The 18,564-nt window shown below is 71.1% G+C and carries 14 protein-coding genes; 5 read left to right on the plus strand and 9 right to left on the minus strand.

Annotated elements, in window-relative coordinates:
* From ACVCAG_RS18445 to ACVCAG_RS18460, 4 genes are read right to left on the minus strand one after another with little or no spacing between them, the layout of a single operon-like run.
* On the minus strand, nt 1-2,103 hold the full coding sequence (locus tag ACVCAG_RS18445) for a dipeptide ABC transporter ATP-binding protein (RefSeq protein ID WP_440084331.1): 2,103 nt from the start codon (nt 2,101-2,103) through the stop codon (nt 1-3).
* Nucleotides 2,104-2,109: 6 nt separating this feature from the next.
* Entirely contained in the window at nt 2,110-3,021 is a 912-nt protein-coding gene (locus tag ACVCAG_RS18450; RefSeq protein ID WP_440084330.1) for an ABC transporter permease subunit, read from the minus strand.
* The gene (locus ACVCAG_RS18455; protein WP_440084329.1) at nt 3,021-4,031 is read right to left on the minus strand and encodes an ABC transporter permease subunit; all 1,011 of its coding nucleotides are present in this window, start codon (nt 4,029-4,031) and stop codon (nt 3,021-3,023) included. The genes ACVCAG_RS18450 and ACVCAG_RS18455 overlap by 1 nt, the downstream gene beginning before the upstream one ends.
* 3 nt (nt 4,032-4,034) lie before the next feature.
* Nucleotides 4,035-5,714 (minus strand): ABC transporter substrate-binding protein, encoded by a 1,680-nt coding sequence (locus tag ACVCAG_RS18460; RefSeq protein ID WP_447190068.1) that lies wholly within the window; start codon nt 5,712-5,714, stop codon nt 4,035-4,037.
* Nucleotides 5,715-6,276: 562 nt separating this feature from the next.
* Between ACVCAG_RS18460 and ACVCAG_RS18465 the strand changes: the two genes are divergently transcribed.
* Nucleotides 6,277-6,462, plus strand: a complete 186-nt coding sequence (locus ACVCAG_RS18465; protein ID WP_440084327.1) for a hypothetical protein — start codon at nt 6,277-6,279, stop codon at nt 6,460-6,462.
* A gap of 196 nt (nt 6,463-6,658) precedes the next feature.
* Here ACVCAG_RS18465 and araA read toward each other — a convergent pair whose 3' ends face one another.
* From araA to ACVCAG_RS18485, 4 genes are all read right to left on the minus strand, one after another.
* A complete protein-coding gene (gene araA / locus ACVCAG_RS18470) occupies nt 6,659-8,155 on the minus strand; it encodes an L-arabinose isomerase (protein WP_447190069.1) in 1,497 nt (498 codons plus the stop codon).
* Nucleotides 8,152-8,820, minus strand: coding sequence for an L-ribulose-5-phosphate 4-epimerase (locus ACVCAG_RS18475; RefSeq protein WP_440084325.1), 669 nt, complete (start codon nt 8,818-8,820; stop codon nt 8,152-8,154). The genes araA and ACVCAG_RS18475 overlap by 4 nt, the downstream gene beginning before the upstream one ends.
* A 115-nt stretch (nt 8,821-8,935) precedes the next feature.
* Nucleotides 8,936-10,627: a ribulokinase gene (gene araB, locus ACVCAG_RS18480; protein WP_440084324.1), complete on the minus strand. Its 1,692-nt coding sequence runs from the start codon at nt 10,625-10,627 to the stop codon at nt 8,936-8,938.
* A 179-nt stretch (nt 10,628-10,806) separates the two neighbouring features.
* On the minus strand, nt 10,807-11,796 hold the full coding sequence (locus ACVCAG_RS18485; protein WP_440084438.1) for a substrate-binding domain-containing protein: 990 nt from the start codon (nt 11,794-11,796) through the stop codon (nt 10,807-10,809).
* A gap of 600 nt (nt 11,797-12,396) precedes the next feature.
* Here ACVCAG_RS18485 and chvE point away from each other — a divergent pair.
* From chvE to ACVCAG_RS18505, 4 genes are all read left to right on the plus strand, one after another.
* Nucleotides 12,397-13,533: a multiple monosaccharide ABC transporter substrate-binding protein gene (gene chvE, locus ACVCAG_RS18490; protein ID WP_440084323.1), complete on the plus strand. Its 1,137-nt coding sequence runs from the start codon at nt 12,397-12,399 to the stop codon at nt 13,531-13,533.
* A gap of 99 nt (nt 13,534-13,632) precedes the next feature.
* Nucleotides 13,633-15,162, plus strand: coding sequence for a multiple monosaccharide ABC transporter ATP-binding protein (mmsA, locus tag ACVCAG_RS18495; protein ID WP_440084322.1), 1,530 nt, complete (start codon nt 13,633-13,635; stop codon nt 15,160-15,162).
* Between the two features lie 8 nt (nt 15,163-15,170).
* Complete coding sequence (mmsB, locus tag ACVCAG_RS18500; protein WP_440084321.1) at nt 15,171-16,457, plus strand: multiple monosaccharide ABC transporter permease; 1,287 nt, start codon at nt 15,171-15,173, stop codon at nt 16,455-16,457.
* A gap of 162 nt (nt 16,458-16,619) precedes the next feature.
* Nucleotides 16,620-17,711 (plus strand): TerC/Alx family metal homeostasis membrane protein, encoded by a 1,092-nt coding sequence (locus tag ACVCAG_RS18505; protein WP_440084320.1) that lies wholly within the window; start codon nt 16,620-16,622, stop codon nt 17,709-17,711.
* Nucleotides 17,712-17,780: 69 nt separating this feature from the next.
* Here ACVCAG_RS18505 and ACVCAG_RS18510 read toward each other — a convergent pair whose 3' ends face one another.
* Nucleotides 17,781-18,497: a maleylpyruvate isomerase N-terminal domain-containing protein gene (locus tag ACVCAG_RS18510; protein ID WP_440084319.1), complete on the minus strand. Its 717-nt coding sequence runs from the start codon at nt 18,495-18,497 to the stop codon at nt 17,781-17,783.
* Between the last annotated feature and the right edge of the window lie 67 nt (nt 18,498-18,564).

Consider the following 18,564-nt stretch of genomic DNA (forward strand, 5'->3'; position numbering starts at 1 on the left):
TCACCTTTCGATCAGGGCGGGGATCTCGGCGGCGCGCCGGCAGGCGACCAGGCTCGCGTCGTACGGGCGGAGTTCCTGCTCCTGTTCCCGGCACTCGCCGGTCGCGAAGGGACAGCGCGGCGCGAGGGCGCAACCCGCGGCGGCGTCCGCCTCCTCCAGGTCCCTGGTCAGCTCGACCCGCGGGCCGCCGTACCCGGCGCCGAGGCTGGGGGCGCCGGCCAGCAGTGCCCGGGTGTAGGGGTGCAGCGGGTTGCCGAAGACCTCCTCCACCGGCCCTTCCTCGACGATCCGCCCCAGGTAGAGAACCGCGACGCGGTCGCAGAACCCCCGGACGGTGGCCAGGTCGTGGGAGATGAAGACCGTGCCGCGCGAGCGGTCGCCGCTCACCTCGGCGATCACCTTCAGGATCTGCGCCTGCACGGTGACGTCGAGCGCCGAGGTCGGCTCGTCGAAGACGATCAGGTCGGGGTCGCCGACGAGCGCGCGGGCGATGCCGGCGCGCTGCGCCTGCCCGCCGGACAGCTCGTGCGGGCGCCGCCCGAGGATCGACGGGTCCAGTTCCATGCGCTCCAGGACGCGGGCGACGCGTGACGCCCGCTCGGAGGCGGGCACCCCGGCGGCGCGCAGCGGCTCACCGATCGCGTCCGCCACGGTCCGCCGGGGGCTGAGCGATTCGACGGGATCCTGGAAGACCAGCTGGACGCGGGTGCGCAGGCGGCGCAGCTCCCGGCCGCGCAGCTCCGACAGCACCCGCCCGGCGACCTCGACCCGCCCCTGGGAGGGCGGCACCAGCCCGAGCACCAGCCTGGCCAGCGTGCTCTTGCCGCAGCCGCTCTCCCCGACGATGCCCAGGGTCTCGCCCGCGGCGACGTGGAGGCTGACCCCGCGCAGGGCGTGGTGGCCCCCGCCGCCGAAGCGGGCACGGTAGAAAACGTGCGCGTCCTCGACGCGCAGCACCTCCGCTCCCGTCCTCCCTGCGGAGGCGGCCCCCGCCCCGGAGCCCACCCGCGCGCAGGGCGGGACGACCGTACGCACGGGCGGTGCCCCCGTACGGCCGGGCGGCTCCGCGTCCACGGGCGCGGTCTCCGTGAGAGACGACCGGGGAGGCGCGTCCACGGGCGGAGGCGTGCCGTCGGGTTCGGTGAGGGGCCCGGAGCGGGGGTGGAAGCAGGCGGCGCTCCAGTCGGAGGCCAGTGCCTCGGCGAGCGGGAGCTCCGTCCTGCACAACTCCGTCACGTGCGCGCAGCGCGGCGCGAACGGGCAGGAGGACGGCGCCTCCACCGGCAGCGGCATCGCGCCGGGGGTGGCGGTCACCGGGCGCCCGTCGATGTCGGGCACCGAGCGCAGCAGCGCCCGCGTGTAGGGGTGGGCGGGCTCGTCGAGCACCTGCGGCCCCGGACCGGTCTCCACCACCGTCCCGGCGTAGAGCACCACGACGCGGTCGCAGACCCCCGCGATGGAGGCGAGGTCGTGGGAGATCAGCAGGACGCCGCGCCGCTCGGCGTTCGCGGCGAGCCGGAAGCGGTTGAGGATCTCCCTGGTGAGGGTCACGTCCAGCCCGGTGGTGGGCTCGTCGGCGATCAGCAGGCCCGGGGCGCACCCGGTGGCCAGCGAGATCATGACGCGCTGCGCCATGCCGCCGGAGAGCTCGTGCGGGTAGGCGTCCAGGCGACGTCTCGGGCCGCGGATGCCGACCGACTCGAACAGCTCGGCGGCGACCTCCCTGGCGGGGGCGGGCGCCAGGTCCCGGTGGGTGACGAGCCGGTCGACGAGCTGGCGGCCGACGGTCCTGGTGGGGCTGAGCGCGCCGCGCGGGTTCTGGAAGCAGATCGCGGCGCCGTGCCCCCGGAAGGACTCCAGCTCGGCGGCGCCCATCGTCAGCACGTCGGCGCCGTCGAACAGGACCCGCCCGGCCGTACGGGAGCCGCCGGGCAGCAGGCCCACGATCGAGCGGGCCACCATGCTCTTGCCGCCGCCGCTCTCGCCGACCAGGCCGACCACCTCGCCGGGCTCGACGCTCAGGTTCACCCCGCTCAGCGCGGCGACCCGGCGTCCGGGGCGGTGGATCACGACGGAGAGGTCCTCGATCGACAGGAGGGTCATCGCCCGTCACCTCCTCGTGGAGTCGGCGCGTTCCTGCAGGCCCTCACCGAGGAGGCTGAAGCCCAGGACGCAGATCAGCAGGAAGAGGCCGGGAGGTACCGAGGTCCACCACCGGCCGGCGACGACGTCCCCGGTGCCGAGGCTGATCATGGCTCCCCATTCGGCGGTGGGCACCGGCACGCCGAGGCCGAGGAAGGACAGCCCGGCCAGCGTGAGCATCGCCCAGCCGCAGTTCAGCGGGGCGATGACGCGCACCGGCGTGAGGCTGTTGGGCAGTACGTGCCGCCAGAGCACCCCCCAGAAGGAGGCCCCGGAGGCGCGGGACGCCTCCACGAAGGGCAGTTCCCTGACGGAGCGCACCTCGGCCCGCACCAGCCGGGCGTACGCGGGCGCGTTCACCAGCGCGATCACCGCGACCAGGTTGGCGGTCCCGCCGCCGAGCAGCGCGGCCACCGCCAGGGCCAGGATGAAGGTGGGGAACGCCTGGAAGACGTCGAGCACTCGCATCAGCACGTCGTCCGGCCGGCCGCCCCGGTATCCGGCGACCAGGCCGACGAGACTGCCCGCGACCACGGCCAGGGCGACCGCGGCGACCGCGATGCCGACGTCGAGCCTGGCCGCGTGCAGGACCCGGCTCCACACGTCCATGCCGTTGAGGTCGGTGCCCAGGAGGTGGGCGCCGCCCGGCGGGGCGAGGGAGGCGAGGGGGTCGATCTCCTCGGGGCCCCACGCGGTCAGCGCCGGCGCGAACACGACCGCCACGGCGACCAGGACCAGGATCGCGGAACCGGCCGTGATCAGGGACGACGCGAAGCGCCGGTCCCCATCGCCCTCCCGGACGCGCCCGGTCCTCGGGGCACGCGCGTCATCGGGCTTCCGTACGCGTCCGGCGTCGGGGGCGTGTTCGGCGTCCGGCATCAGATCCTCACTCTCGGGTCGAGGACCGCCTGGACGACGTCGGCGACGAGGAACACCACCACGTAGAACAGCGCGATCACGAGCACCGACGCCTGCACCACCGGGTAGTCCCGGTAGAGCAGGCCGCGCAGCGCCCACTGCCCGAAGCCCTGCCAGGAGAAGACGTACTCCACGAGGACCGTCGAGCCGATGGAGAAGCCGAACACCAGGGCCGCCAGCGCGGGGAGGCGCACCAGCGCGGCCCGCACCAGGTAGCCGCGCAGCAGCAGCCGGTCCCCGAGACCGTGCGCGGCGGCGGCCGCGTACGCCTCGGAGGCGAGCACCTCCAGCGCGGAGGCCCGGACGCTGCGCAGCAGCGGCGCGACGATGACGATCACCAGCGTGGTCACCGGCAGCACGAGGTGTTCCAGTGCCGAGACGAACGCGGGGCCGTTGGCCGTCAGCGCCGCGTCGAGCAGGTCGGCGCCGGTGATGAGGCTGAGGTCGGTGCCGGGGTCGACCCGGCCGCTGGGCGCGGGGAACCAGCCCAGGACGCTGTAGCCGACGAGGACCAGCACCAGGCCGAGCCAGAACTCCGGCACCGAGTTGCCGACGAGCGCCGCGACGCGGACGGTGTGGTCGCCGAACCGGCCCGCGTTGCGCGCCGACCAGATGCCGAGCACCGTCGCCAGCACCAGCGCCACGGCCAGCGCGATCACCACGAGTTCCATGGTCGGCCCGACGCGCACGGCCATCTCCGAGCCCACCGGGGCGCCGCTCTGGATGGAGGTGCCGAAGTCACCGGTGAACAGCCCCCCGGCGTAGTCGAGGAACTGCCGCCACAACGGCCGGTCCAGCCCGAACCTGGCCCGCGCGGCGGCGGCGTCGGCCTCCGTGGCGTTGGGGCCGAGGATGGTGCGGATCGGGTCGCCCGGCAGGACCCTGACGAGGAGGAAGGTCAGGACGACCACCCCGAGGAGCACCGGGACGAGCTGGAGCAGCCGTCTGAGGAGGAACCGGAGGATGCGCACGGACTACCCGGCGACGCTCAGGTAGCGCAGCCGGGCCAGACCGTCCATCGGCTGGACCCAGCCCGCCACCGACTCCCTGACGGGGAGGTTGAAGTCGGGCTGGCAGACGACGACCCACGGCACGTCCCCGGCCAGGATCTCCTGCACGCGCAGCCAGAGCTTGGCGCGCTCCGCCTCGTCGACGACGGTGTGGGAGTCCTCGAAGATCTTCTCGATCTCGTCGTTGACGTAGTTGGAGTAGTTGAGGCTGGCGCCCTTGGTGAAGCTGGTCCCGAGCATGTACTCCACGTCGTTGACCCAGAGCTGGCCCACGGTGATCTGCAGCGGGATGTTCTTCCTCTCCCTGCGCTCGGCGAGCGTGGCGGGGTCGAGCGGGGTGAGCTTCAGCTCGATGCCCGCCTTCCCGGCCTCGCTCTGCACCAGGACGGCGATCTGCTGCTGCTCCTCGCTGTCGGTCTGGAAGACCAGCTCGGAGGTGACCGAGGTCCTGCCCGCCCCGGCCAGCGTCTCCCTGGCCTTGGCGACGTCGTAGGTGTAGGGGTAGCCGGTCTCGGAGTAGCCGGGCATGTCCAGCGGGACGACGCTCCTGGCGGGCCGCGCGTCGCCGCCGTAGACGTTGGCGATGATCTGCTCGTACGGGACGGCGTGGGCGAGCGCCCTGCGGACCGCGGGGTCGTCGAAGGGCGCGGTGGTCACCGACATCTGGATGGCGACCTGGCTGTTGCTCGGCGCGGAGATGACCTTGATGCCCGGGGTGGTCTTGAGGTCCTTGATGTCGCGCTGGCCGATCCCGAAGGCGATGTCGATGTCGCCGTTCTGCAGCTGGAGGCGCTGGTTGGCGGCGGCGGGCACCACGGTGAGCCTGATCTCGGGGCTCTTGGCGCCGTCGGGGCCGGGATAGCCGGTGTTGGCGGTGAGCAGGATCTCCTGGCCCTGGACCGCCTTGCCGACGTTGAAGTAGCCGCCGCTCGGGGGGTTCTTGGCGAACCACTCCTTGGCCCAGGGGTCGTCGTCGGTGGCGTGCTTCCTGGCCTCCTCGGAGTCGAAGACGTACAGCGAGATGGCCTGGATCTGCCGGGTGAGGGCGCTGGGGAACGCCTGGGTGAACGTCACGGTGTGGTCGTCGACCACCTCGACCTGGTCCGCCTCGGTGAGCCCGATCAGCCGGTAGATCCCGGCGACGTTGGCCTTCGCGGCGAAGGCGCGGTCCTTGGACCACTTGACGTCCCTGGCGGTCATCTCGTTGCCGCTGGCGAACTTCACGCCCTTGCGCAGCTTGAGGGTCCAGACCTTGTTGCCGGCGTCGGGCTCGAAGGACTCGGCGAAGGCCGGGGCGACGGCCTCGGTGTCGAGGATCCGGCCGCCGCCGACCGAGGTGACCCCGTAGTCGACCATGTAGGGGAAGACGTTCTTGTAGAGCATCAGCGCGGTCAGGTCGAATCCGACGAAGTCCTGGTCCCAGCTGCTCAGGTAGCTGCCCACCGCGATCCGCAGCGCCGAGGCGGCCGGGGCGGCGCTCCCGCCGGGGGCCGCGCTCGCCGCCGGGGTGTCCGAGCCGCCCGCCTTGGTACCCGCGGCGCACCCGGTCGCGAAGAGGAGGGCGACCCCACCCCCGAGGTGCAGGATCGAGCGACGGGACAGCGCGGGGGACACCGGGCCGTGGGGGTGAGGCAAACCGGGCATCGCAGTCCTCCAGGGGCCATGAGGGATAGGCCGCGAGGTGGGCGGATCGCGGCACTGACGGCCCACCCGACCTACATGTGCCGTTTGTTCTATCAGACCTGAGTTTGGTGAACAAGGGACCGGTTTTTGTTCACACGAAAAACTCGTGTTCATCCAGGTGAACCGGCAAATGGAAGGTCGACTCGAGTGGTCGTGTTCACTGAATTTCACACGGACGACGCCCAGAAGTGACCGGCGCTTCCTACCCTCTCGGCGGGGCCGGGCATACCCGCGCCCCGCACCACCCGGCCCTGCCGGTCGCGGCACGTCCGGTTCGTGATCACCGCGCCCGGGACGGGCGGGACGCGCCGGGGCCGTCGGGACGAGCGCGGGTTCGCCCGGTTCATGAGCACCGCGCCCAGGATGCGCGGGACGTATCAGGACGAGTAAGGATTTGCCCGGTTCGTGATTACCGCGCTCAGGATGGGCAGGACGTATCGGGGCGAGTACGGGTTCCACCGGAGCCGGTCCTCGACCACAGTGCCGCCGGAACCCCGGCGGCGCCCCCTGCGGGAGTGAGCCGATGTTCTCCGTACCTGTACTGCTCGTCGTGGCCGCCACGGCGGTGATCGCGACGCTGGCCTGCGCGCTCGCCCTGGTGGCCGGGTCCCCCTGGCCGCTCTCCCTGCTCAGCGGCGTCGCGGCGGGCGCGGCCACCCTCGGCGTGCTCTCCCGCCTGCTGGACGACGGCCACCGAATCCGCCCGTAGTGCTCCGGTGTGCACGCGGACCCCGCCCTTCCCGCCGCCCGCGACGAGCCACGTACGGCACGTCACGTACGACGAGCCGCGTACGGCAGGCCGCGCACGGCGGGCCGCCTGCGACGGCACGTCCTCCGGCGCCCTCCGAGCGGCAGGGCACCGGGGGCCGGCGGGAACGGGTGGTGGACGGGCGGGGTCCGGCGGATCAGAAACCGCGCGCCAGGTGGTAGTAGGCCTGGTTCCAGCGGATCTCCTTGGCGAACTGGCGGGCGGTGGTGTCCGCGTCGATGACCAGGAGCTCGACACCGAGCATCTCGGAGAGGTCGGTGAGCTCCTCGGTGGTCAGCGCCGACGACAGGACCGTGTGGTGCGGGCCCCCGGCGGTCAGCCACGCCTCGGCGGAGGTGCTCAGGTTCGGGCGGGGCCTCCACACCGCGCGGGCGACGGGCAGGCTGGGCAGCGGCTCGGCGGGGGCGACCACGTCGATCTCGTTGGCCACCAGCCTGAACCGGTCCCCCATGTCGGACAGGCCGATCACCACGGCGGGACCCGGCTCCGCGTCGAAGACCAGCCGGACGGGATCCTCGCGCCCGCCGATGCTCAGCGGGTGGATCTCGCACGAGGGCACCCCGGCGGCGATCGTCGGGCAGACCTCCAGCATGTGCGCGCCCAGGATGACCTCCTGGCCGGGGGTCAGGTGGTAGGTGTAGTCCTCCATGAAGGAGGTGCCGCCGGAGAGACCGGCCGACATCACCTTCAGGGTGCGCACCATCACCGAGGTCTTCCAGTCGCCCTCGCCGCCGAAGCCGTAGCCGTCGGCCATCAGCCGCTGCACCGCGAGCCCCGGCAGCTGCCGCAGCCCGCCGAGGTCCTCGAAGTTGGTGGTGAACGCGCCGAAGCCCCCCTCGGTGAGGAAGTGGCGCAGCCCCAGCTCGATGCGGGCGGCGTAGCGCAGCGAGTCGTGGCGCTCGCCTCCGGCGCGCAGCTCGGGGGCGACCTTGTAGGTGTCCTCGTACTCGGAGATCAGGACGTCCACGTCGGCGTCCGCCGCGGCGTCGACGGCGGCGACCAGGTCGTTGACGCCGTAGGTGTTGACCGAGACGCCGAAGCGCAGCTGCGCCTCCACCTTGTCGCCCTCGGTGACCGCCACGTCGCGCATGTTGTCGCCGAAGCGGGCCAGCCGCAGCGAGCTCAGCTCGGCGCGCCCGGCCGCGGCCCGCGCCCAGGCGCCGACGCGCGCCGCCACCGCCGGGTCGCTCACGTGCCCGGCGACGGTCTTGCGCGCGACGCCCAGCCGGGACTGGATGTAACCGAACTCGCGGTCGCCGTGCGCGGCCTGGTTGAGGTTCATGAAGTCCATGTCGATGGAGCTCCACGGCAGCGCCACGTTGGCCTGGGTGTGCAGGTGCAGCAGCGGCGTGCGCAGCGCGTCCAGCCCGGCGATCCACATCTTGGCCGGGGAGAAGGTGTGCATCCAGGCGATCACCCCGACGCAGGCGTCCGAGGCGTTGGCCTCCAGGCAGACCCGGCGGATCGACGCGGCGTCGGTGAGCACGGGCTTCCACACCACCCGGAACGCCAGCGTCTCGTCAAGCTGCTCGGCGATTTTCTGGGACTGCTCCGCCACCTGGGCCAGCGTGTCCTCTCCGTACAGGCCCTGGCTTCCGGTGAGGAACCAGATCTCTCGCTCGTGGAGGGTCACCGCGGACTCCTTTGCCCGTAGACGTTCTGGTAGCGGTCGTACAAACTGTCGATGTCGGGCTGCGCGATGGACAGCGGCTCGCCCAGCTGACGGGCCACGTGCACGGTGCGGGCGACGTCCTCGCACATCACCGCCGCCTTGACGGCGGCGCGGGCGTCCGCGCCGATGGTGAAGACGCCGTGGTTGCGCATCAGGACCGCCGGGGAGCGGTGGCCCTCCAGGGTGGCGACGATTCCCTTGCCGATGTCGTCCCCGCCGATCAGCGCGAACGGCCCCACCGGGATCTCGCCGCCGAACTCGTCGGCCATCGCCGTCAGCACGCACGGGATGGCCTCGCCCCGCGCCGCCCAGGCGGAGGCGTACGTGGAGTGGGTGTGCACCACCCCGCCCACCCGCGGCATCGTCCGGTAGACGTACGCGTGCGCGGCGGTGTCGCTGGACGGCGCCAGCTCGCCCTCGACCAGCTCGCCGTCCAGGTCGCACACCACGATCGACTCCGGGGTGAGGTTCTCGTACATCACCCCGGACGGCTTGATGACGAAGAGGTCCTCGCCGGGGACCCGGCCGGAGACGTTCCCTGCCGTCCAGGCGACGAGGTTGTAGCGGACCAGTTCCTGGTGGAGCGCGGACACCGTCTCCCGCAGCTTCCTGACGACGGCGCTCATCCGGCCGCCCCCGTCCGGTGCGAGCCCGGGTGCCCGGTCACGCGCGGTGCCGGATGCCCGGCCACGCGCGGGGGCGGGGGCAGCGCCCGCCCGTTCAGATGTTCCTCGCGCCCGGTCACGCGTCCTCCTTGTTCGTCGACGTGTTCTTCTCGTTCTCGCCGGCCTGGTTGCGCAGGGCCCGCAAGCCGTGCAGCATCTCCCCGTCGGCGAAGTGGTCGTGCAGGCGGCGGTACTCGGCGTACAGCCGGTCATAGGTGTCCGCGCGCCCGGCGTCGGGGACGTAGACGGCCTCGCCGCGCCCGCCCATCGCGGCCGAGGCCGAGGTGATGTCGGGATAGGCCCCGGCGGCGACCGCGGCGTGGATGGCCGACCCCAGGGCACACCCCTGCTCGGAGCCGATCACCGAGATCGGGCGGCGCAGTACGTCGGCGTAGACCTGCATCAGGAAGTGGTTCTTGATCAGGCCCCCCGCGGCGACGAACTCGGTCACCGGCACCCCGGAGCTCTCGAAGGTCTCCACGATCGTGCGGGCGCCGAACGCGGTGGCCTCGATCAGCGCCCGGTAGGTGTCCTCGGGCCTCGTCGCGAGCGTCTGGCCGACGACCACGGCGGAGAGGTTGTGGTCGACCAGCACCGAACGGTTGCCGTTGTGCCAGTCGAGCGCCACCAGGCCGTGCTGCCCGACCCGCTGCGCGGCGGCGCGCTCGGTGAGGAGCTCGTGCACCGTGAGCCCGCGCTCCTCCGCCTCGCGCTCGTAGGAGCCCGGCACCGAGGTCTCGACGAACCATCCGAAGATGTCGCCGACACCCGACTGGCCCGCCTCGTACCCCCACAGGCCGGGCACGATGCCGTCACGCACCACGCCGCACATGCCGGGTACCTCGGCCAGGGCGTCGGAGGACATGACGTGGCAGGTGGAGGTGCCCATGATGGCGACCATCTGGCCGGGCCGCACGGCGTCGGCGGCGGCGGCCGTGACGTGGGCGTCGACGTTGCCGATCGAGATCGCGATGCCCTCGGGCAGCTTCGTCCACGCGGCGGCGCGGGCGTCCAGCCGTCCGGCGAGGCCGCCCAAGGGGGACGGCTCCCCGCCGAGCTTGGCGGTGAAACCGGTGAAGGCGGGGTTGAGCTCGGCGAGGAACTCCGCGGAGGGGTAACGGCCGTCCTGGCGGATGGCCTTGTACCCGGCCGTGCACACGTTGCGCGTCTCCACGCCGGTGAGCTGCCAGACGATCCAGTCGGCGGCCTCGATCCAGCGTTCCGCGCGGCCGTAGACCTCCGGGTCCTCCTCCAGCACCTGGAGGCCCTTGGCGAACGCCCACTCCGAGGAGATCTTCCCGCCGTAACGGGGCAGCCACGCCTCTCCCCTGCGGGCGGCGACGGCGTTGATCCGGTCGGCGTGCGGCTGCGCCGCGTGGTGCTTCCACAGCTTCGGCCACGCGTGCGGGCGGTCGGCGAGCCCGTCGACCTCGCACAGCGGGGTGCCGTCGGCGGTGGCGGGCAGCACGGTGCAGGCGGTGAAGTCGGTTCCCAGGCCGATGACCTGCGACGGGGAGATCCCGGCCGCCGCCACCGCCTTGGGCACCGCCTGGCGGAGCACCTCCCGCCAGTCCTCCGGCGACTGCAGCGCCCAGTCGGGGCCCAGGCGCACGGCGGTGCCCGGCAGCCGTTCCTCGATCACCCGGTGGGCGTACTCGTGCACGGCGGCGCCCATCTCGGCACCGTCGCCGACCCGGACCACCACGGCGCGGCCCGACAGCGTACCGAAGTCGACACCGACCACGTAACGATCGTTGTTAGCGTTCACATCATCTCCAGGACATCGGGACGTTGGGACCTCGGTACGGGGGGTCCGGCACGGACGACCGCGCCGGATCCGCGGGGTTCAGGCGCGGCGCGGCACGCCGGGACGGCACGGACCCGAGCCGGGAAAGGCGCCCGAACCCGGCCGCGACCTCGGGCACGGCATCACCACGGTACGCGGACTCAGGGGCGGAACGGCGCGGTGCTGGCCCTGGCCACGAACCGCGGCGGGACGACGTGTCGCTCGTGGGACCATTCCGCTCCCGCCTCCATCTGCCTGAGCAGGACCTCGATGCTGTGCTTCCCGACCGCCCCGAAGTCCTGCCTGATCGTGGTGAGCGGCGGGGTGAAGAACTCGGACTCGGGGATGTCGTCGAACCCCACGAGGCTGATCTGCTCGGGCACCCGCACGCCCAGCTCGGCGAAGGCCCGCAGCGCCCCGAGCGCCATCTGGTCGTTGGCGACGAAGACCGCGGTGACGCCCGGCGTCGCCGCCAGGCGCAGCCCGGCCTCGTAGCCGGAGCGCGGGCTCCAGTCTCCGGACAGCAGCTCGGGGATCGGACGGCCCGCGGCGGTCAGCACCTCGCTCCAGCCCTCGATCCGCCCGTCGGCCTCCAGCCAGTCCGACGGGCCGGCGACGTGCCACACGGTCTCGTGGCCGAGGTCGAGCAGGTGCCGGGTGGCCAGGCGGGCGCCCTCGACCTGGTCGACGCTGACCACCGACACATCACCCGCGTGGCTGCCCTCGACGGCCACGACGGGGACGTCGGTGGGCACGTCGGCCAGCGCCGGGGCGGCCGAGCGCTGCGGCGCGACCACCACTATCCCGTCGACGGACTGCTCGGCCAGGTAGCCGAGCGCGTCGCGCACGCCCGCGGTGTCGATGGTCTTGAGGCTGACCATGCTGACGAAGTATCCTGCCGCCCTGGCCGCCTGCTCGATCCCGTAGACCGTGCTCGCGGGCCCGTACAGGGTCGTGTCGAAGCTGACCACCCCGAGGGTGCGCGTGTGTCTCGTGACCAGGGCGCGGGCGACCATGTTGCGCCGGTAGCCGAGCTCGTTGATCGCCTCCAGCACCCGGGCCCGGGTCTCGGCGCGGACATTGGGATGATCGTTGAGCACGCGCGAGACCGTCTGGTGTGACACGCCGGCCCTCGTGGCGACGTCCGCCATCACCGGCGGACGTCGTTCGAGACTCGGGCTCAAGGGTCGGCTCCTTCAGGATGGCTTGGGACAGACTGTGAGCGCTAACAATGCCTCTCGTCAAGCACCCCCGAGATTACGTTCTTATTACTCAGAGATCATCCGTTAACGCCCACTTGACGTTGCCGTCATCACGCCCTTAACTGGCGCGTACTCTCTTGTTAGCGTTCACATCTCCTGCGAGAAGGTCTCCATGGTGCGAGAACTCCTGACTGCCCGGGGGTTGACAGTCGGCCGACTCGGGCATTTGATAGCTCGTCACACAGCCGGACGGACCACCACCCGGTCTGACGCCGCTGGTGTGAGCGCTCGCAGCGAGGCTCACGACGACGTCCGTGAAGACGCTCACGGTCACGTTCACCAACACGCTCACGGACACCGGAGCGGGCCGCGTCCCGGCCCGTTCCGGTGTCGCCGTGAGCGCGGCTCGGACGGGACGCGCCCCGGTGGTGGCACTCCGGAAGCCGGGACGCGCCGCCACGGCACCCTCTACTCCCGGGACGCACCGCGTCCCACCGCCCTCCCGGCCCGCCCCCGGGCCCGGACGGGCTCCCACACTGGAGGTATTCGATGAAGTTCGCGAAGCTGGCCACCGCCGCGGTGAGCCTGGCTCTCGCCATGGGAGTGACGGCCTGTGGCTCCAGCGTCAAGACCGTCGACCAGGGCGCGTCGGGAGCGGCCTCCGCGGCACCCGCCGACACCCTCGTCGGCGTCACCATGCCCACCAAGTCCTCCGAGCGCTGGATCCACGACGGCAACAACGTCAAGAGCGCCCTGGAGAAGCTGGGCTACAAGGTCGACCTGCAGTACGCGGAGAACGACATCCCCACGCAGGTCAACCAGATCGAGAACCAGATCACCAGTGGCGCCAAGCTGCTGATCATCGCCTCGATCGACGGCACCGCCATCACCACGCAGCTCCAGGAGGCGGCCGACAAGAAGATCCCGGTCATCGCCTACGACCGGCTCATCCGCAACTCGCCGAACGTCGACTACTACGCCACCTTCGACAACTACAAGGTGGGCGTGCAGCAGGCGACCTCGCTGCTGGTCGGCCTGGGGCTGAAGAAGGAGGACGGCTCCGAGGGCGACGCCAAGGGCCCGTTCAACATCGAGATCTTCGCCGGCTCCCCGGACGACAACAACGCCACCTTCTTCTACAACGGCGCGATGGACACCCTGAAGCCGTACATCGACAAGAAGACCCTCGTCGTCAAGAGCGGCGAGACCGACTTCAAGACCGTCGCGATCCTGCGCTGGGACCCGGCCACCGCGCAGAAGCGCATGGAGGACCTGATCACCAAGGCCTACTCCGGCAACACCAAGGTCCAGGGCGTCCTCTCCCCGTACGACGGCCTGTCCATCGGCATCCTGTCGGCGCTGAAGAGCAGCGGCTACGGCACCGCCGACCAGCCGTACCCGGTCGTGACCGGCCAGGACGCCGAGGCCGCCTCGGTCAAGTCGATCATCGCGGGCGAGCAGTACGCGACGATCTACAAGGACACCCGCGAGCTGGCCGCCGTCACCGTCGAGATGGCCGACGCCGTGCTCAAGGGCGGCAAGCCCGAGGTGAACAACACCAAGGACTACGACAACGGCGAGAAGGTCGTCCCGTCGAACCTGCTCGACCCCGTGATCGTGTACAAGGACAACTACAAGAAGGTCCTCGTCGACTCCGGCTACTACACCGAGGACCAGCTCAAGTAGCGGTGTCGGTGTCATGACGGATGACACCGGGCCGGCGGCGTCCCAGCCGCCGCCGGCCCGGTGCCCACGGAGCGGAAAGGCAGTGCGGAGGCGGACGGCATGACCGACGACATACTTCGGATGCGTGGCATCACCAAGACGTTCCCGGGCGTCAAAGCCCTGCAGGACGTCAACCTGGTGGTACGGCGAGGCGAGATACACGCGATCTGCGGGGAGAACGGCGCCGGTAAGTCGACGCTGATGAAGGTGCTGTCCGGCGTGTACCCGCACGGCTCGTACGACGGCGAGATCCTCTTCGACGGCGAACCGTGCCGCTTCTCCGACATCAGGGACAGCGAGAAGCGCGGCATCGTGATCATTCACCAGGAGCTGGCGCTCAGCCCGTACCTGTCGATCGCCGAGAACATCTTCCTCGGCAACGAGCGGACCAGCCGCGGCCTGATCGACTGGAACCGGACGAACGCCGAGGCCGCCGAGCTGCTGGAGCGGGTCGGGCTGCGGGAGAACCCGGTGACGGCCTCGATGGACATCGGGGTGGGCAAGCAGCAGCTGGTGGAGATCGCGAAGGCGCTCTCCAAGAAGGTCAGGCTGCTCATCCTCGACGAGCCGACCGCGTCGCTCAACGACGAGGACTCCGCGCACCTGCTCGACCTGCTGCGCGGGCTGCGCGAGGAGGGCATCACCTCGGTGATCATCTCCCACAAGCTGAACGAGATCCGGGCCATCGCCGACTCGACCACGATCCTGCGCGACGGCCGGACGATCGAGACCCTGGACATGAGGAACGACCAGGTCTCCGAGGACCGCATCATCTCGGGCATGGTCGGCCGCGACCTCGAGAACCGCTACCCGCCGCACGAGCCGAAGATCGGCGAGGAGGCGCTGCGGATCGAGGACTGGACCGTGCACAGCCCGAGCCAGCACGGCCGCGCCGTCGTCTCCGGCGCCAACCTGACGCTGCGCCGCGGCGAGATCGTCGGCCTGGCCGGCCTGATGGGCGCCGGGCGCACCGAGCTGGCGATGAGCGTGTTCGGCCGCAGCTACGGGGTCGGCATCTCCGGCCGCGTCTACAAGGACGGGCGGGAGATCCAGCTCCGCACGGTCGGCGAGGCGATCGACCACGGCATCGCGTACGCCACCGAGGACCGCAAGCGGTACGGGCTCAACCTGATCGAGGACATCAAGCGGAACGTCTCGGCCGCGGCGCTGGGGAAGCTGGCGAAGCGCGGCTGGGTCGACGACAACAAGGAGTACCAGGTCGCCGACGGCTTCCGCGAGAGCATGAACATCAAGGCTCCCAGCGTGCTGTCGGTCACCGGGAAGCTCAGCGGCGGCAACCAGCAGAAGGTGGTGCTGTCGAAGTGGATCTTCACCGACGCGGACGTGCTGATCCTCGACGAGCCCACCCGGGGCATCGACGTGGGTGCCAAGTACGAGATCTACTCGATCATCAACCAGCTCGCCGACCAGGGCAAGGCCATCTTGGTCATCTCCTCGGAGCTTCCCGAGCTGCTCGGCGTGTGCGACCGCATCTACGCCATGTCGGCCGGTCGCATCACCGGTGAGGTCCCCCGGGCGGAGGCCACCCCGGAGCGGCTCATGCAGTTCATGACCAAGGAAAAGGAGTAGGGAGCACGATGAGCAGCGGCCAGGTCCCGGCGCACGGAGTCGCCGAACCCGCAGGAAAGACCGGAGCACCGCCACCGGGCGGCGGCGACCTCCTGGCGGTGCCCGCGAAGGCGCCGGGGGGCCGTTTCTCCTTCAACCTGCGGCAGAGCGGCATCTACATCGCCTTCGCACTGGTCATCGTGCTGTTCTCCGTCCTGACCGACGGCAGGCTGCTCAGCCCGCAGAACATCTCGAACATCATGGTGCAGAACTCCTACATCCTGATTCTCGCGATCGGCATGATCCTGATCATCATCGCCGGGCACATCGACCTGTCGGTGGGCTCGGTGGTCGCGGTCACGGGCGCGATAGCGGCCGTGCTGATGGTCGACATGGACGTGGCCTGGCCGCTGGCCCTCCTCGTCACGCTGATCGTCGGCGCGCTGATCGGGGCCTGGCAGGGTTACTGGATCGCCTACTTCGGCATCCCGGCGTTCATCGTGACCCTGGCCGGAATGCTGATCTTCAGGGCGCTCACCCTTACCGTGCTCGGCAACCAGGGCATCGGTCCCTTCCCCGACGAGGTGCGGACCATCGCCAACGGTTTCGTGCCCGGCTTCTTCGGCAACATCGGCCTCGGCCCGCTCGGCGGCGCCGACGTGCTGACGCTGCTCATCGGCCTGGCCGCGGTGGCCGGGATCGCCGGCACGCAGTGGCGGGCCCGCCAGGCGCGGCTGGGCTACCGGCAGAAGGTCGACGCGCTGCCGCTGTTCTTCCTGAAGATCGCTGCCGCCTCCGCGGTGGTGATGGTCATCATCGTGCAGCTGGCCAGGTTCAAGAACCTGCCCTGGGTGCTGGTGCTCCTCGCGATCCTCGTCCTGGGCTACACGCTCATGACCAACCGCGCCGTCTTCGGCCGCCACATCTACGCCATCGGCGGCAACCTGCACGCGGCGAGCCTGTCGGGCATCAAGGTCAAGTCCGTCACGTTCTGGCTCTTCGTCAACATGGGCGTGCTCTCCGCGGTCGCCGGGATCATCTTCGCCGGGCGGCTGAACCAGGCGGGGCCGACGGCGGGCAACAGCTTCGAGCTGGACGCCATCGCGGCCGCGTTCATCGGCGGCGCCGCCGTCCAGGGCGGCGTCGGCAAGGTGGTCGGCGCGCTCACCGGCGGTCTCATCATGGCCGTGATCAACAACGGCATGTCCCTGATCGGCGCGCCCAGCGAGCAGGTCCTGCTCTTCAAGGGCCTGGTCCTGCTCGCCGCCGTCGCCCTCGACGTGTGGACCAAGCGCCGCGCGGGCGCGGCCCGCTGACCCGTCCCACCGGATTCGTCCCCTCCGCCCCCTGCCCGCCGGACACCCCGGCGGGCAGGGGGCGGACCCGTCGGTGGCCGTGGATCCCTTCGGTGGTCACCGGGTGTGGAGGTCCTCGCCCCGGGTAAAGCGAGTGATCTCGGGCGGTGAGAGAGGACGCGGATGGCGATCGACTCGGTGGGCATGTGGATCGCGGTCATCGCGCTGGTGGTGGTGCTGCTCGCCCTCGACTTCGTGGTGGCGGCGCGCCGGCCGCACGCCGTGGGCATGCGCGAGGCCACCGCCTGGACGGTCTTCTACATCGGCGTGGCCATCGCCTTCGGCCTGGTCCTGTGGTGGCTGGCCGGGCCGGGACTGGCGACGGAGTACTTCGCCGGATGGATGGTGGAGAAGAGCCTCTCCGTCGACAACCTCTTCGTCTTCGTCATCATCATGGCGCGGTTCTCGGTACCCGAGGAGCACCAGCAGAAGGTGCTGCTCTTCGGCATCGCCACCGCCCTGGTGCTGCGCGCCGTCCTCATCGCGGTCGGCGCGGCGGCGATCGCCCTCTTCTCCTTCACGTTCCTGATCTTCGGCCTGCTGCTGATCTGGACGGCGGTCCAGCTCATCCGGCACCGGAACCAGGACCCCGACGTCGAGAACAACCCGCTGATCCGGCGCGCGGGCAAGGTGCTCCCGGTCAGCGACGACATGCACGGCGGCAAGCTCGTCGCCCACGAGGACGGCAGGCGGGTGGTCACCCCGCTGTTCGTGGTCTTCCTCGCCATCGGGAGCACCGACCTGCTGTTCGCCCTCGACTCCATTCCCGCCGTCTTCGGCGTCACCAAGCATCCGCTCATCGTCTTCGCCGCCAACGCCTTCGCGCTGCTGGGGCTGCGTGCCCTGTACTTCCTGATCGAGGGCCTGCTGGAACGCCTGGTCTACCTGTCGATCGGCCTGGCGGTCATCCTCGGCTTCATCGGCCTCAAGCTCATCCTGTCGTTCCTGCACGAGGACGTCTCGAAGTCCTTCCCCGAGGTCCCGACCCCGGTCTCCCTCGGAGTCATCTTCCTGGTGCTGCTGGTCACCGTCATCACCAGCCTGCGGAGGGTGCGCAGCCACCCGGAGGAGCGCGCGCACGCGGGCACCCTGCACCGGATGCGCCGCAAGGACGGGAAGAGGGGCCGGGGCGAGGGCGAGGGCGGCGGCCAGGGCCAGGGCCAGGGTCAGGGCCAGGAGGGCCGTTCCGGCGGGCGAGGATCCACCGGCGACTGAGCGAGAGGGCGGCGGGGAGCCGCCCCGGACAAGAGCACGGCGGGGAGCCGCCCGGACGGGCGGCCCCGCTCAGGCCAGGCAGCGCAGGGCGGCCTTGAGCCTGCGGTCGAGGGGATGGCCGTCCGGCAGGCGGCCGACCGTCGCCTCCACGAACACCGGGGCCGGCAGCAGCTCGCTCGCCCCGTACGCGTGCACCCAGACCCCGTCGGCGGTCAGCTCGACCTCGGCCTTCGAGTCCTGCTCGGCGAGCACGAACGCACCCACCCGAGCCCGCCACCAGGCCCGCTCCTCCGCCTCGTCCTCCGTGACCGGCGCGCCGACGTCGTCGGCGTGGGTGGCGTACTCGGAGGCGTAGTGGAAGGCCTGCAGCCCCACCGGGTACGGCCCGGCGAAGGTCCGCAGCGAGGCGTCGTGGCCGAGCGCGCGCATCCGCTCGCGCGTGTCCCCGTTCTCGCGCCGCCACTCCTGGAGCACCTCCTCGACGGGAACGCCGCGGCGGTTCCGCACGCACCACTCGTTGAAACCGTCGAAACCACCGTCCACGCCCTCACGCCGGAGCATCGCGGTGAAACCGTCGATGTCGTCGTCCAGGCAGGCGTGGTTGTACAGCTCCTCTCCCGCCAGGTGCCCGAGCACGTCCCGGACCGACCAGCCGGCCGCCCGCGAGGGGCGGTCCCAGCCCTCCGCGCCGAGTCCCGGGAAGTAGCGGTCGAGACGTTCCGCCTCGGCGTCGAACAGGTCGAACGGGTCGAGCCCCACCAGGGGGTCCTTCGCTTCGTTGGTCATGCCTCAGCCGTACCCCGAGAACGGCGGCCGTCCCCCGGCGAGCCGCCGGCCGGCGGTGGCCGCGTGC

Source organism: Streptosporangium sp. G12 (assembly GCF_052983175.1).